This is a genomic window from Candidatus Omnitrophota bacterium (assembly GCA_030688425.1).
In the GTDB taxonomy this organism is placed as follows: Bacteria; Omnitrophota; Gorgyraeia; order Zapsychrales; family JANLHA01; genus JAUYIB01.
Genome location: JAUYIB010000007.1, coordinates 166501 through 181842, shown reverse-complemented (window position 1 = coordinate 181842; position 15342 = coordinate 166501). Strand labels below are relative to the sequence as shown.

At 57.7% G+C, this 15342-nt stretch carries 1 protein-coding gene (only partly in view); it reads right to left on the bottom strand.

On the bottom strand, positions 1-15342 hold part of the coding region annotated (locus Q8Q08_00405) for an inositol monophosphatase family protein (GenBank protein MDP2652474.1) (this coding region is incomplete at its 3' end). Its footprint runs off both ends of the window (27648 nt to the left, 99760 nt to the right); 15342 of 142750 annotated nt are visible.

The window sequence follows — 15342 nt, the reverse complement described above, 5'->3', positions numbered from 1 at the left end:
ATTCGTTCTCCGCCTCGCCCGTGATGATCGCCTTGTAAATCTTCCGTTCGGGTTTGTTGATCTCGTCCAGCTCCACTTTCGGCAGGATCGTCAGCCCCATCTTCATCTCTTCCGCGTTTTTGGCTTTTCCGGCCATGGCGTTGCGGATCATGCTCGAGGACGCCGGGAATTCCGCCCCTTCGATTTTCACGAGGGAGAACCGTTTTCTTGCCGCTTCGATCTTCTTGATCTCTTCCGCCATCGGAGCCGGATTCTCGCGGCTCATGAACACCACCTGGATCGCCTGGCCTTTCGCCTTTAACGCCTTGCCCTGCCATCTCGACAACCGGTCGAACTTCGCGATCGTATCCAGCTGCCAGCCTCTGCCCTTTTCCTTGCCCATCGGCTTGCCGTCTTTGCCCGGCCGGTAATAATGCTCATGATCGTCTCCGACCATGTAGCCCAGCGTCAACTTCAGCCCTTCATTCAGCTTCAACAGCATCGGATACTGCGTCTCGCCGTCATACTCCGTCCCCTTCGAGATGTCCGAGTAGACCAACAACCCGCCGAAGATTTCCATCAGTTTCGCCGAGATTGCGTGCCGGTCTTCCTGCGTGATCTCCAGGACCGGTTTGCGGTAATCTTCGCCCTGGATCACGAAGATGCCCTTCGAATACTTGTATTTCGCCATCGCGCGCAGCGCCATCAGCAGGTGCACCCAGTGGATCGGGTTGCCGGCCGTCGCAAACATCGCGGCGCCCACCGGCATGTTCCATCTCTCCAGCTCTTCGGCCGTGAACGGCGCGTCGCTCTCCGACGCGCGCATCCGCAGTTTCGGCTGGCTGTCCTTGTTCATCGCGTTCACGCCGATCTCCGCCAGCGCCTCCCAGAGATATTTTTCCAGTCTCGTTGCGATCCCTTCATGGCGGTGCGCCCCGGACTGAATGTTGGCCTTCAGGTTCTCATACACGTCGTCCATGCTCACGTCAAACAGCCAGGCCATCTCGCCCGCGTATTCCGCATGCTCTTTCACATATTCGTATTCCGCGATCCGGTTCTCCCCATGCGTCCCGCCGTTCAGTTCGTGGATGAAGACTCTCACCGTCATCCCGAACGGATTGCCCTTGGTCGCGATCCGCTCCAGGAACGCGCTTTCCACATACACCGCGTTCTCCGCCGCCACGTAGGTCGCTCCGAAGGTCACCTTATCCGTCATGATCTTATAAACGGCCGGCGGGCCTCTCGGGTTCGTAGCCTTGCCCTTGCCCGCCAGGTGGGCCATGGCTTCCACCAGCTCGCCGCCGTATTCTTGAGTCAACACGATCTCGTTGTTTGCCTTATAATCCGCCAGCTGCCGGTCGCGTTCCTGGATGGTCGAACCCTCATATCCGCCGTCCGTTCCCACCGGGTAGATCCCGGACGGGGCGCCGGCCAAGCGCTGCTGCATCTGCCGGACCACGGCTTCGCGCTCCCGCCGTTTCTGCTCGGAGAGCATGTTGCCCCTCAAATAATCGCGCATGAGTTCATAGTACTGTTTGAACGTGACCCGGCCCATATACGGCCAGTAATGCCAGATGCTCGGGACCTGAATCACAACGTGCGCGTAAGGCACCTGGACATACGCGATGCCGTGGACGATATGCGGATGGATCAAAAGAACGTCGCCGGCCTCGAGCACCACGAAGTTCTCCTTGGCCGCGTCCCCGCTGCCGACCCTCGTGTAAAGCCCCATCCGGCCCCTCGTGGTGATGTAGAGTTCCTGGGCGACGGCCCCGGCCAGGGACGAATCATGCGAGTGGATGCTTTCCGAGTACAAATTCACGTCATACTGGATCACGCCCGCCGCGTCGAACGCCCCGGCCTCTTCCGCGGAAGGCTCCTCCACCATCTGCCCGCCGTTGATCAGGGCCTTCCGGACGACCGTGAACACGGACGACGCCCACGAGGTCGGGCTGCCGTCCTTGGCGATGACGTCCTGCCGGCCGGACTGGGCGAACGCGGCAATCCCGAGGGACAACAGCGCCTGGGAGGACACGAGCCCGGAGGTGCCTTCGCCGATATACGGGCGGTGAACATTGAACTGCGGGTCGGAGAACGGTGTGTACCAATGCGGCACCCGTTCGGAACGCATCATGACATCGGCGCCGGACAGATCGGTGAAGGCGACCGCAACGCCGGCCGGCACGTCGTTCAGCACCACAACGCCCCGCTCCGCCAGGACAACATCCTCGCCGTTGACCGTGAACCGGATCACGCCGCCGCGGGAGTTAAAGAGCTGGTATTCTCCGGACAGGACCGGGTTCGAACGTAAATAGTCTTCAATCTGCCTCCCGATATACAGGCGGGTGCCGGCCTGTTCATGGACGGTGAAACCGCCCTCATTCATCGGCACCTGGACGGCGTTGCCGGTCTCATCGATCGTCCAGACGCGGCCGGGCATGAGCGTTGCGACCGGCGCCAGGGCGCCCAGCCTCGAGAACGCGACCCCTTCCATGCCGGCGGCCGACTTGATGTTCCGGACCCGTTCGAAGATCCCGGCATGTTCGGGCGTGACCGGCGTGACCTCAAAGAAATGGAACTGGCCGGCCTGCAGCAGCAGCTGGATCGAGGCCAGCTCTTCGGCCGTGCGCAGATACGTAAGGTCGTTCTCTCTCGGGCGGGACGGCTTGTCGAGGTAATAGCGCGTGGCCCGGTCTCTCAACACATACATGTTCCCGGCAAAGCCCTCGCCCCATTCCGGCGCCAGGTCCAGGGTGGTCCGCCCGGCCGCAAAGGCGTTGGACAGGTTGACGGCGCCGATATACCGTTTGCCGCGGTAGGCCACCAGGACCGCCCCGATCTTGGGATTAGAAACCGTCAGCCTGCGCACGTCGCCGTAGAGCAGCGCCGGGTGCCTCAACAATTCGTTACGGAAACCGATCAGTTTCTGGTTCCGGTCGCGGTTCGGAGCGAATTCCCCGCTGAGGATCTGCTCGACGGTATAAGCGGCCATCTGCACGTCCGCGCCCTGGGCCGATGTCCGGAGCGCCGCTTCCGCCAGATAGCGTTGGACCGCCTGCGGGACAAAGGACTGCTGGTGGATGAACAGCAAGCGCATGGTGCTGTTATACTGCTCGGGATCCGCCCTCACATGAGCGATCAACTGATCCAGGGTCTCCGCCCTGATCTCCGACCGGATCTTGTTGTCGACCAACTGCCGGTCGGTCATCTCGTTGATGATGTCCTGGGCGGCACGATCGATATAGACCACCTGCGCGTCGGTTTCTTCCTGGACGGTATGATTACTGCGGTAGAGATAGGTTTCCCCAAAGAAGCCTTCCGACCCGGCGTAATCCGGCCGGCCGTGCTTGATGTAGCGCTTGATAATGGCGTTGGTGTCGATCCATTCGGCGACGCGCAGCTGGCGGGCCACAAGTTCCCGGGCCATGCCGTTGCGGCGGCCCAGACTGCCGAAGAGCGTGTAACGGTTTGGCGACTGCGTCATCTCTCCGCCGCGCTTGTAGAAGATGACCTTCTTGTCCTTCGACACGATGATCCAGACCGCACGCTGGTGCCACTGGCCCGTCCGCAATTTCTCGGCCATGTCTTCGAGCTCTTCCCTGGCCACGCCGCTGATGATGGCCCTGTATACGGCGCGGTCGGGATGGATGATCTCGTTGTAGAGCAGGGTGGGGAGAAGGGTCCGGCCCTGGCGGCGCAGGTCTTCCGGAGCGCCGAGGGCCAGCGCGTGACGGACCAGGCTCGAAGAGCCGGCATGGGCGAATCCCGGCAGGGTCCTAACCTTCAGGCGGGCGGCCGCGAACAGCGGACGCTCCAGATCCGTCACCTGGTCGCCCACCCGTCCCATGGAAATCAGTTCGATGGACGCGGCCAGCTCCGGCATCCGCTCGACGATGGCCTCGAACTTCCCAATGGTCTCCAACTCATAGCGTTTCCCATCGGAAGCCTGTTTCGGGGCGAAGAGGTATCCCATGCCCGGCTGGGCTTCGACATGGCGGCCTGTCTTGCGGTCAAACCGGAAATAATGCAGGTGATCGTCGCCGAACATGTATCCCAGGCGCGGCCGCAGGGCCCAGTTCAGTTTCAGCAGGCGCGGATACAGGGTTTCGCCGTCGTTCTCTTCGCCGCGGGTGATGTCCGAATACTCGAACAGCCCGCCGAAGATGGGCATCAGTTTCTGCGCGATGGCATGGCGGTCATCCTGGGTGATCTCAAGGACCGGCTTGCGGTAATCCTCGCCCATGATGGTCCAGACCATCTTGGAATACTTGAACTTCGACATGGCCTCCAGGGCCAGGACCAGCATCTGCCAGTGGATCAGGTTACCGGCGGTGGCGAACATCCCGATCCCGATCTTGCCTCTATACACGAGGTCTGCGGCGGTGAACTCGCGGGAACGTTCCGATGTGCGGATATACGGGTTGGAGGCCGCGTCGCCGTTCATCATGTTGACCGCGATCCCCGCCAGCGCCGGCCAGACGCGCTGTTCCAGTTCCGCGGCCCAGGCGTCGTCGCGGTCCTCGCTCTGGGTGATGTTCTCGAGGATATGACGGTAAATCTTTTCCATGGTGAACGGATACAATTGATCAAGGGCCCGGCTCGAGGCGTTCTGGCTGCGGATGAACTCATATTCAGCCACCCGGTTCTCCCCGTGAGTGCCGCCGTTCAGTTCATGGATGAAGACCCTCGTTGTCATGGCGAACGGATTGCCATTCACCGCGATCCGCACCATGAACGCGCTTTCCACATACACCGCGTTCTCGGCCGCCACGTAGGTCGCCCCGAACGTCACCTTGTTCGTCTTGATCTTGAACACGGCCGGCGGGGCCCTCGGGTTCACGGCCTTGCCCTTGCCCGCCAGATAAACCAGCGCTTCCGCCAACTCGCTGTCGTATTCTTCGGTAAGAACGATCTCATTGTTCGCCTTGTATTCCGCCAGCTGCCGGTCGCGTTCCTGAACGGTCGTGCCCTCATACCCGCCGTCCTGTTCTTTGCTTGCCGGCGTCCCGCGGGAAATCGCGATGGCCCTCAACGCCTTGGCCTCATGGATTCCGCCGCGGGTGATGACGGTCGGGAAATTGGATTTATCTGTTTCGGCAATCTCAAAATCTTTGTCCGTAATCGGGAAAGCCGGTTTATCGTCATGGCGATGAATGCTGCCGCCGGACAACGTAGCGATAAATCCGATCGCCGCAAAATCCCAGATATGCTGAATGGGCTTGGATATGACCGCCAGGTTGTAAGTCCCCAGCAACACCTTCATAGCGCCGCTGACGCTGTCCTCTTTCTTGCCGCCGACGTTCACATGTTCCTTGCCATATTCGGCCTCTAATCCACGAGTATTGGGATCTTCGATGCCCCGTGAAACGCTATGGCTGGCGATTACGTTCCATGCCTCCTTATCCTGGCCGCGGCTCACGATGAACTGTTCGCCGTTTAACCGAACGCCGGCCCAGCGGCTGGCCTCCATCTTCACGCCCTTAATCACACCCTGCGGCATCACTTTGAGCTCGGGAGCTATGGTCACGGCCACGACCGGCATTCCTTTATATAAGAGGGCCAACGAGAAGGCATATCGATCTTTACCTTCGGTATAAGCGCTCGTGCCGTCCAACGGATCAACCACCCATTTCCATTCCGAAGCGCGGTTGGCCTTGTTGCGGGCAACCAAGTCCTGCAAGTTGGCATCCTTGATTTTTTCTTCACCAATGATGTAATGTGTCGGGAAGGCTTCAAGAATCCGTGTGATCACCATGACCTGCACCGGCACATCGGCTTTGGAGAGGACGGTCTTGTCGGCTTTCTTTTCAGCGCCAATCGTGGCATCGCCGGCCGCCAGGGATTCTTCTTTCATGGTCAGCAGGATCTCTCTGGCTTCATCGGCGATGGAAGACGCAAGGGCTTCGGCCCTGCGGAGCGTCCACGGCAGGCTTCTCGTGTTCGCGCTGGCCGCGGCCAATCTCGACAGGCGGACAATCATGGAAACCGGACGGGCCGGACGGACGGGCGCGGGCTGGGAAACGGAAACGGCTCTTAAAGCTTTCACTGTGTGAATCCCGCCGCGGGTGATGACAAACCCGCTGATCATCGTGGTGTCATGTTCGGCGTTCCGGATATCGTAAACCGTGACCGGGAAGGCGGCGCGGCCGTCGTGGCGATGGGCGCTGCCGCCGGCGAGTTCGGCGATAAAGCCGATCGCCGCCCAATCCCAAACCTTGGCGATCATGTTGGAAGTGACGGCCAGGTTACGGTTACCTAACAAGACGTTCATGGCACCCGTGACGCTTTCTTCTTTCTCGCTCACCTTGTCTTCACCGTATTCCTGCTTTAAACCCTCACTGTTGGCGTCAATGAGCCCCTTGGACTTGCTGCTGCGAGCGCCGGCGATCCAGCCTTCTCTGGCATCCTGGGTACGGTCGATCACCAAGCGGCGGCCGTTGGCCCAGGCGCCGCTCCAGAGGCTGCCCTGCATCTTCACGCCGCGCTCACCGCCGGGAACGGCTTCCAGTTCCGGCGCGCTCACAACACCGAGCACCGGACGGCCGCGGTAAACCAGGGCCAGCGAGAAGGCGTAGCCCGTTTTGCCCTGGGCCTTGAAGTCGCTGGTGGCATCGAGCGGGTCGAGGATCCAGACCCACGGGGAATTCCTATTGGCAAGGTTGCGTTCGATCGCGGCGCGCAAATCGGCATTCAGGCTGACCTCTCTGAGCATCTTGGCCAGATTTTCCTCACCGACCATGTAATGGGCCGGGAAGGCCTTCATGATGGCGATGAGGACTTCGGCCTGGATGCGCTCATCGGCCGGCGAGAGGAACGTGCCGTCGGCCTTGGTGGTGGTGCCCTTCATCGTCTTGTCGATCCAGACGGCGTTGGCGCGGGTCTCCAGCATGATGCCGCTGGCGCGGTCGGCCAGGCGTGAGGCCAGGCGCTCGGCCCTGGCCAATGTCCACGGAGCAACGCGAAACACCACGCTAAACCAGGCCAGCTTGGCCCAGCGGACCAGCCCGGCGCCGATGGTCCGGACGGCTTCGCCTCTGTTCACGAAGGCCATTGTGTCCATCTGGGCGAATTTTTCGTCGGAGATGCCCTTGGCGATGTGGCTGACGATCTCATGCACAAGGATACCTATCTGGGCTTCTTCGACAGTGGCGAAACGGATGTCCTTGATGCGGCTAAGATCTTCTACGGTGAGGTGGAAGAACTTGGTGTGGATATTGACTGTGTCTTTGAGGTTGTTTGTGGCGATGTAGTAACCGTGGTCAGCGGCTCTCACGTCTTCCGGATTGGTCGTCACATTGATTGTCACCACAACCGGCGGGCCGCGGTGGTTGATCGCGGCGGCCTCTAACCGCGGTTTGAGGGAACCGACAAAGGACGTAAAGCCCGCGTCTTGCGAGAGAATGTCCACATGATTTTCGGCAAACCTTACCCTTGCCGTGCCCAACACCTTAGCCTGACCTTGGCCATCGACCCTAATCGCCTCAGCGCGCTCTTCAGCGCTCAGAGGGAAGGATTCAAACGGCAGCGCTCGTTTACCATGTTGGGAGGATGACGTAACTCTCTTACCCTCCCCTGCCGCTGGAGCAGCAGCTGGCGCCCTGCCCCCGGATTTATTTTGAGATCCGCGCTTCAACATCGCAAGCGCCTGGGCCGCGGTTGGATCATGCATAGCAGCCTTTCTCAAATAGCAAGAACTATCAGAACCATAAAACTTAACATACTCAGCTGCCTTTGCCGCATTCCCCTCGACCAAAAGACGGATGATAGAACTGCTGTTTCGTGTTTTATGTCTTCCCTCATGATAGATTGCCAAATCCTTCGACTCTATGGCCCTAAACCAAAGATTGAACGGCAAGAAAAATGTGTTATTGTAATCCAGATTTGCATTGTCGTCCATGCAGTATGCATCGAAAAATGCTTGGAGCGGAAGCGAAGCTTCTGTCTGGGCAAAATCTATGATCCGCCATAAAGCTTGACGTTCCGCTGAAGTTAACTCTTCCTCCTTCAAATCAGCCAGTACTTTAGTGACATAAGCCTCTTGCTCTGCCGCCGTTTTTCCAATAAAGAGATACGGTAAATATTGTTCTAATTCTTTCTCAAACCTTCCATGAGCGCGAAGCGCACTCACATATATTAGAGTCACAATGCCGTCGAACCACGCATCCCTTTCGTCAGCCCCTTTTGACCCTTTACTCAAGAACATTTGATTGAGTCTCTGGGCTATTTCCGCCAGCACAAACCCGTCTACATTCTCTTTCCATTTAGGCTCAATCTTGCCGGATAAAATGCCCTCAGCCAAATCCTCAGACAAAGCCCGCTCACGGCGCATGATCGGTGCCGGGATATCAAAATCCTTGCAAAGTCTGGCCAGCCGTTCCATCTGAGCTGTCTGTTTTCTCCACTGCTCATCGAGTGGAACTGTCTTCGCTTTTGCCGGGGCCTGTGCCGCTAAAGGAGCTTTGGCCTTACCGGCCCTGTGGCTTATAGCAAGGAATGACCTGTATTTCTTTTTATCAAGAATAGCGATCCCTTTTGCGTCAGCGATCGAATATTCATTCTCCATTACCGTATATTCCGTAGGCCTACCCAAACCGGCCAGTTTTAGCCGCTTGGCAATCTCCGGACAGACTTCACAGACATTACCCTTCCTGAACATGCCAAGGACAGGCTGCATGGCAAAACCGCAGATGTCTCCGCGAGCGTCAAGAACTACTCCGTAGAACTTCGGCCCGCACCCAAGAACCGATAACGCCTGGATAAGCTCAAACTCCCTCCACTCCTGATCACGTATTTTATGTGTAAATTTCCTTATCAAAACCGGCTGCAAAACGCCATTACGGCGAATGGCGTTTACTAGTATCACGGTATTTCTCGCTTTCGGGCTCTGATCATCAAGCTCCGCCGACTGTGCCAAAGGATATTCCAATCGGGCGACCTGGGCCTTTTTAATATCCTTAGCTTCATAGATCGGCACAAATTTCACCGGTCTCATATCATGCATAAACCAAGTTCTATTGGACGCAGTCAATTCTCTCGGCAAACTTGCCGTATCTAACCAAATCCTGATCCCTAGTCTGCGGAAGTCTTGGGCTCTTTGCTTTAAGCTGATCTCCCTGCGGAGTTGTTCTTCAAAAACGGCAAACTCCAATGCTTCTTCCGAATCAAAAGTCCTGTCTTTATCTTGCTTGATAAAGTCTAGATGGATTTCTTCGTGCTGTCTGACAAAAGCGCGAAGGTCGTCATTTAAATTATATAAATTCATATTCTCCATAACCTGCCAACCAAGGTAAGGTTCTTTTTCACAACACGCAACCGGTTTGCCATCAATCTTCCTTTCCTCTTTCCTCAAAGCCAAGGCAAGTTTCTCCCACTGTTTGGCAATCGCAAGACGAGCTCTGTCCTTGGGATGCTCAGCTTGCAGCTTGGCGATATACGCCGTGAGCGTCTTGGAATAGATGTTGTGCCGGACCGGCTGGCTCGATGCCGCAGCGAGATTCATTTTTGTATCCGCCATGGCGCGTTCTTCGTTGGATTCGTTGTGCGTGATATGGCTGATGATCTCATGAACCAGGATGCCTTCCTGGGCTTCTTCGACGGTGGTGAAGCGGATATCTTTAATACGCGCGAGATCTTCTGCGGTAAGACGGAAGAACTTGGTGTGGATATTGACGATACCTTCGTATACAGGAGGCGCAAAATACAACGCGCCGGGGATTGGACAAGTAATTTCCGTCCTTGCAATGTAATAGTCAGAGCCGACTTTTACATCCTCAGGATTGGTCGTAACATTAATTGTCACCCTGACCGGAGGCCCACGATGGTTGCGTGCGGCGGCCTCTATGCGGGGTTTAAGCGAACCGACAAATGGCGCAAAGCCCGCATCCTGGGAGAGAATTACTGCTTGGCCTTCGCTAAACCGCACCCTTGCCGTGCCCAACACCTTAGCCTGACCTTGGCCGTCCACTCGAATCGCCTCGGCGAGTTCTTGTGCGGTCAACGGCAAGGATTCAAACGGCAGCGCTCGTTTACCATGTTGGGAGGATGACGCAACTCCCTTGCCCTGCCTTGCCGCTGGAATAGCAGTTGGCGTTATGCGGGATGTGTCGTCTAATATTTTCTCAATAGCCTTGCGCAGACCTCGAAGGCAGCTTAAATCTGAATTTTTCAGAATAAATTTCGTTTGATCAGGCTTCTTATCGCGTAAAAGCAGAAGTATTTCTTCCTCAAATAAATGCCGTGTTAATAATAGGCCGTGGGAAGACCAGGGGGTCGAGCCGTGATGGATTCCAATAACTCGCAATATCCCATCATCAAATAGAACAACAATAGGAGCGCCTGAAAAGCCTGCTAATGAACCGTTTCCAAATAATCCTGACGGTTGTTTTGCCATTATGATAGCTGAATCCGGTGACGCTATTTGTGCCAGGGTCCCCAATTGCGCCAAATTCAGGAATGCTATAGTTTCTCCACTGAAATCCAAGGCTAAAGAAAGAGGAGAAATTCTCGGCATGTTTGTTTTTTTCGGCATAACCAAAATAGCAAAATCTTTTTTATGATCTTCTCCCCACAAATTATTGGACGGCATTTCCCGGGGCTCAATCAAACAAAAAGCACGCCCATCAGGAATTCCATGTCGAGACCCAAACTTGACTACTAATTCCTTTATCCCAAAAACAACATGTCCCGCGGTGATGATAAAGTAATTTTCTTGGTCTTCGGCAAAAATAAATCCTCTTCCGCTAAATTTATTCGCTGGGTCAGTAAGTTCAACATACGGCAGACTAGAGTCATCACGCCTGATAAAATTTTCTGATCCCGTTGCCGACTCGGGATTAGCATTCAACACCCCCCCTTTTTCCTTCTCCTTGCGATCGTTGATTGGGCCGAAGCGACGCGCGAGCGCCGCTGATGCCCCTGTCCTCGTCGCCTTGCCCTTTGCTACTCGCACGGCCTCGGCCTCGAACATATTCGTCATGAATTCCTGCGTATCCGCCATGGCGCGGGATTCATCGGCTTCGTTATGCGTAATATGGCTGATCAACTCATGATAGAAAATCTCGAGACGCTTGGCGGTACTGACTTGCGTATCGAAATAATACGGATGGAACAATACGCTCGATGAAGGAATATGCGAGGCGGCCACATACGGTGCGCCGGTCGGCGAAGCGACCAAGCGGCCCTTGCCGGTCTTGGTGGTCACGATCACGGTGAAGGCCTGCGGGACGCTGAACGCCGGCGGCGCACGTGAAGCCTTCACTAATGACAGCACGCGATCCTTGATCTGGCCTTCCCAACCAGCTTCAAGCGCGCCCGATTGAGGTTCAATCGTCACCTTCTCGCCATTGACCGTGACCTCGACCGTCGCGATATCCTTAGTGCCAAATTTCGTCACCGCCGCCTGGTGCTTCTCCACCGGCACGGCCGTCTGGCTATAGGGGTGCGTGGTCTGATCCTGGCTGTGAACATCCTGAACGGCCTCGGCGATTTTCTTGACGTCATACAGCACACGGTAATCCCTGCCGCCCGTTCTCTTTTGGACTTCCAGGAGGGCCAGGGCCTGTTTGATCAAATAGACCTTAACTTCCGGCCACTTCGCCGCAACTTCAGCCACATCCGCTTCACGGTAAATCAGCGCGCCGCGGTTCTTCTTGGCGCTCACGGAAGCGGCGCCCATATCGGTACGAATCTCGGGATGGACCACCGGGTGCAGGGTTTCCTTGAACTTCGCCGGATTGCGGCTTCTGGCATACATCACTTCTTCGCTCTCGCTGTCGCCGGCCATCACGTAATCAAATGCGCTGTCCAAACTCATGCCGACGGCTTCGGTCAACACATCTATCAATTCAGCCGGTTTGTAATTCAGCGTCTCGTTGTCATACGTGCCGTTCATCAGCATGATCACCGTGACACCCCGGCTCTTCGCTCGATGCAGGGCCGAGGCGAGACCGTCCACCATGAAGTGGGGCAGGATCGAGGTGTAGAAGCTGCCCGGACCCACGATGATGATGTCGCCCTTCTTGGCGCTCAAAATTTCTTCCAGCACCTTCTCGTTCGGCAGCTGACGGACCGGCATCGCGGGCACACGGCCCTTCAGACCCAGGCCCCTTTCGAGGAACCCGGCTTCTTCGATCTTCGAGAAATTGATGGTCTCGGTGATATTCGTCTGCATCTTCACCAGCGTGGAGCGCAGGTACATCTGCAGAGACACGTTGCTGGCCGCCACCTCAAACAGCGGCTGAATGTCTTCGACCCCGCTTTTGCCCTCATACAACTTGGCGCGGCCCGTGCCGTCCGCGGCCAGGCCGATCTCGGCCGTGACCTTGGTCTCCTCTTTCCCTTCCCGTTCAATTTGCAGCAGCCGGATGTTGTTAATATCCGAATCTTCAACGCGGTAAAGGTCGCGGCCGACAACCAGGTGGAGCTTGCCATGGATAAGGCTCACCGCCACCGGCAGGAGGTCCGTCGGATAATTCTTGTCCAGCTGGTCGAGAACGACGGTCTGCCACTCCTCGGCATACTGAACGCTGCCTGTCTCCGGCGACAGGACGCGCATCCGCGCGCCGTCCCCGGTCTGGACCAGGCCGAAGACGACCGTGCGGATCGAATGGTCCGGCAGCATCCGGGCAATGACCTTTAGGGTATCGTCGTCTTTCTTGAGGCCGAATTTCGCCAGGACTTCGGCGACCTTCTTGTAATCCGGCTCGATCATGCGGCTCAGATACGTGAGCAACGCGGCCTGGGCGGCTTCCTCCATGTCAGCCGCTTCCTCAATATTGTCGCTGATGACCTTACGGACGGCGTTCAGGTCCACCACGCGGTAAAGGAGGGTGTAATCGCGGTATCTGACGTATTCCGTCTTCGGATCAAAGCTGGAGACCGTGACGTACATCTCATGCACGCCGGCCGCCCGGGCCATGGCCTTGGCCGCCTGCTCGTAAGCCGCCTGTTCCTCGGCGGTGTCCACGGCGGGCCTGTTGATCTTGGCGTCGGACGGATTGTTCAAAAGCCCGAATTCCTTCAGGAACCCTAACAGGTAGATGTTGCGGATGCTGACCTGCCTGACCGGCAATTCCGCGACCTTTTCGCCGGCCGTTCGGGACTGGTTCACGGCGCGGATCTGGTCGTTCAGCTCGTCCACGTGGCGGGCGGCTTCGATCAGCATCCGGACGAAATAGAAGAAGTCGGGTTCAATGACCGTGACGTTTTCCGTGTCGTTCAGGGTCCTGCGGACAACTTCAAAGATGGCTTCGACAAATTTGGCCGGGACATTGTCCGCCGGCAGGCGGCCGCTGTCGCCCATGATGTGCTCGCGCTTGTCGGAGGTCATGCGGCCCTGCAGGGTGTTGATCTGGTCGCCCGGAGGAGGAATGATGCCGAACCCGGCCCGGTTGAGGGTATTCACGATGGTATAACTGCTGCCGCCGTCGTCCACGTTGCCCACAACCCCGACCATGTCCGCGTGCTGAAGGGCCGGGATCATGCGCAGGACCGTGCCCCAGAGCGTGCCGGTGGCCGTGCCGCCGGAGATGAGGACCGCCTTCTTGCGGCTGTCGTTCTTTCTGTCCTTGGCGAACCGCTGGCTGTATTTCAGCAGCTCGGAAATGCTCTTTTTCCCGACCTGGTCATGGCTCATGTGCACGATCAGTTCCGTGGTCAGGGCATCCAGCGCGATCCGGGCGCCCTGGTCGCCCGTGGACTTGGCGAAATAGGCGAGCATGTTGCGGACCGCGGCGACCCTGGCGGCGTAATCGCGGCTGGTGGTCAGGGTCTCTATGAACCGGACGTTGCTGCGCAGGCCGTAAATCACTGCGAAGACCTCGGAATCCGTGACGGCCATCTTCTCGTCGCGGATGCCGCGGGTGATGTGGCTGACCAGTTCGTGATAGACGATCTTGAGCTGAACTTTGCCGTCTTGCTCGAAGAAGAACGGATGGAGGATGACACGCTTGTTGTTGATGTCAGAAGCCGCGATGTAAGGCAGGCCTGCCTGGCCGGCAGGCAGGCCTGCGGGGCTGGCGACCAGGTCGCTCGGCGAGACCCTGGTGGTGACCTCGATCATGAACTCCGCCGGGAGCGTGAAGCGCGGCGGGGCGCGCTGGGCCTGCACGAGCTTTTCGATCCGGCTGGTCAGCGTTTCTCTCCAGGCATTGTTCGCCAGCCCGGACACCTGGATCACGTGAACTTCTTCATTGGCGATGATGACCTTGAACTTCGCGACCAGGTCTTCGCGGCCGTCGCTGTAGGCGCTCTTGGCCTGACTGTGCTTGTCCGCCGGCACAGGGATCTGCGAATACGGATGCGTTTCCTTGGACTGCATCACGGCCTGCATATGCTCAAACTGCTGGTTATGGCCGTTGATGACCGCAACAAGATCCGCGTTTTCACCGATCTTGCTGACGGCGTAACGGGCCCTCTTATATTGATTGCTGGTCACGTCTTCCTTGTCCAGCACGGCGGTCAGCTGGACAGCCACCCAGACGATCTGTTCGTGGGTCAGGGATTGCTGCCGGACGAATTCGGTGATGATCTGGCCGGCGTGGAAATGACGATGAATGATATCCAGCACGGTGCGCTGGTCGTCCGGCGTCTGCCACAGGAGGTCATGTCTGACCAACCCCAGGAACTCGCCGCGGCTGATGATCCAGGAGACACCGTGACGGACGTTCTCGCGGTCCTCTTCGAACAGGAGGCGGCGGAGAACTTCTTTGTAATTCTCGACGAATTCCCGGGATTCCTTGTTGTCGAGGAAGAACCGGTAGAACTCGCCGGCCCAAGCGTTGCGGAACGTGCCGATCATGCGCAGGGCCTCGCGGTAGATCTCTTCCTTGTCCATGTGGGCGGCGTAACCCTTGCGGCTCGGCTGACGGGCCTGCTGGGCGCGGGCCTGGGCGGCCTGGACGGCCTTGATGATCGCCTGCTGAACGCGTTCCGGCGTTGCGATCATGCGGAAGATCGGCGGCGCCTTCGGGTCGCGGGCCGGCTGTTTGACCGAGATCATGGTCTCGACGTCATTGACCACCTTGACGCCCTGCTCTTCCAGCCAATCCAGGCCGTAGGCCGGAGCGCGGATGGCGCCCTTGTTGGAGCCGGCGTTGTAGGCGGCCCGGGTCGCCTCGTCGTGCTTGCCGTAATCGTTGACCACGATGACGTCGAAGTAATCGCCGAATCTCTGCTTGCTGCCCATGGTCTCGGAGATGTGCTCTTCGATCTTCTCGATGATGCGGCGGAAGCTGTGGCCGGAGGTTTCTTCGTCGTAGACCGCGTTCATGAAGAACACGCGCACAGCCTTGCTCTCTTTGAGTTCCTGCAGGAGCTCTTTGTGCAGGAGCAGGGTCGCCATCAAGCTGGTGAAGTCGGTGTAGC